This is a genomic window from Lysinibacillus sp. (assembly GCF_032093475.1).
Classification (GTDB): domain Bacteria; phylum Bacillota; class Bacilli; order Bacillales_A; family Planococcaceae; genus Lysinibacillus; species Lysinibacillus irui.
Genome location: NZ_DAMDAY010000142.1, coordinates 1 through 1918 on the forward strand (window position 1 = coordinate 1; position 1918 = coordinate 1918).

Here is a 1918-nt window from a genome sequence, read left to right on the forward strand (position 1 = left end):
ACGCCAACTGTTTGAAAGAGACGCAATGCAGATGTATTATAGCTGTGTCGAAAGGCTGTTCGAATAGACACATCTCCATAGGTATAGCCCCCATAGTTTTGCGGACAAAACGAGCCAACACAGTAACGACCTCCATTCACAATTGAATCGGGTGTATGTGCTGTCGTTTCAAAAAAAGGAGCATAGACGGCTAGTGGCTTAAAGGCTGAGCCTGGCTGACGGGTTCCTTGGAATGCACGATGATAATCAAACTTTTCATAGTTTTTTCCTGCATACAGGCTAACAATTTCTCTCGATTGATTATTTATGACAGCACCTGCTGCTTGCAATTCACCTGTTCCTAGAATGGCTGATATTTTTTCTTCATCGTGTAGCTGCTTAGTTGGATCAAGAGCCGTGTTAATAATTAGTCCATTTTGAAATAAGGTATCCAGTCGTTTGTCTAGTTGTGCCTTAATTGCTTTCTTTTCTTCCTCATTATCGGTATTACTCAGTCGATCGGCGTAACCTTCCTTTTCTGCAACTAACCATTTTAACTCTTGGAGTACATAGGTACTGTACATTGGATAACTTTGAATTTTATCTTTAATATTCAATGTAATCGGTGCAGCCTTATAGGTAGCTGCATCTTCTTTTGTAATAGCCCCATTTATTGCAAGTGTATCTAATAATCGTTCCTGCCTCGCTTTAGTTTGATCGAAATTTTTTAACGGGTTATAAAGTGAGGGGTTATTTGGAATAGCTGCAATAAAGGCTATTTCAGCAATGGATAATTCTTGGAGTGGCTTTTGAAAATAATAAGTAGCTGCTCCACCAATGCCATACACTTGATTGCTAAAATAAGACTCATTCAGGTACATTGTTAAAATCGTTTCTTTATCAAACTCTTTTTCTAATTCATAAGCATAGAAAAGCTCTGTTAATTTCCGTTCGTATGTTTTTTCATCAGATAAATAACGCATTCGAACGAGTTGCTGTGTAATCGTACTACCTCCCTGGGAAGTGGTGTTGCTATTCGAATTCGCAACAACTGCTCTTATGATTGCACTTAAATCAAAGCCGATATGCTCATAAAAATCAGCGTCTTCACTTGTGATGAATATTTCCTGGGCAATTTGTGGAATTTCTTGTAAGGTTAGTGGCTGCCGCCATTCGACATATTCCTCACTAAATGTTTGCCCGTCTTGATCTTTCAGTGTGACAGGTAGCTGTGTTTGTACTTCAGGCAAATGAATAGCCTGTGAAATCTGCTGTTCATGTGCTTGTGCTGTATTGATTTCTGTTCGGATGTTGGTACTAATCCACCATAGAGCCGGTAGGGAAAGAAGTATAATAAAAAAACCAAAAGCCTTTTTCATGTGTGCCTCCACTCTTTCTATAAATCCTTCATCAGAATAACATATTTTGGATTGATTCCAAATACTCGGTCGGACCTATTTCCAGCATTTTGAGAATGAATGTTAAAAGTGCAAAAATCGTCAATACTTTGATGAAGAAAACCAATAGGAAGTATGTTAGACTAAAATGAGGTCAGAAAGGATGAAATGTCATCTTTTTCATTGAAACTGAAATTTATCACTAAAGGAGAGACTTCCATGTTTCCACAATTAACAACAGACGTACAAGCAGGCGAAGTGCTTGTAGAAATGAACACAACATTAGGTGCTATCAAAATTAAATTGTTCCCGGAACATGCACCAAAAACTGTTGAGAACTTTTTAGGGCATGCTAAATCAGGCTATTATAACGGCATCATTTTCCACCGTGTTATTCAAGATTTCATGATTCAAGGCGGTGACCCAACTGGTACTGGTATGGGTGGAGAATCTATTTGGGGTAATTCTTTCGAGGATGAGTTCTCTGATCAATTATTTAACCTTCGTGGTGCGCTATCAATGGCGAATGCAGGTCCAAACAC

2 protein-coding genes are annotated in these 1918 nt (G+C 38.6%); one reads left to right on the plus strand and one right to left on the minus strand.

Annotated features, from left to right (window positions below; translation table 11 throughout):
* Positions 1-1358: transglycosylase domain-containing protein (locus tag RT445_RS20920; RefSeq protein ID WP_313471486.1), on the minus strand; the 1358-nt coding region annotated here is incomplete at its 3' end.
* 237 nt (positions 1359-1595) lie between these two features.
* Here RT445_RS20920 and RT445_RS20925 point away from each other — a divergent pair.
* Positions 1596-1918, plus strand: a 323-nt coding sequence (locus RT445_RS20925; RefSeq protein ID WP_313471488.1) for a peptidylprolyl isomerase, incomplete at its 3' end; no start/stop codon positions are given.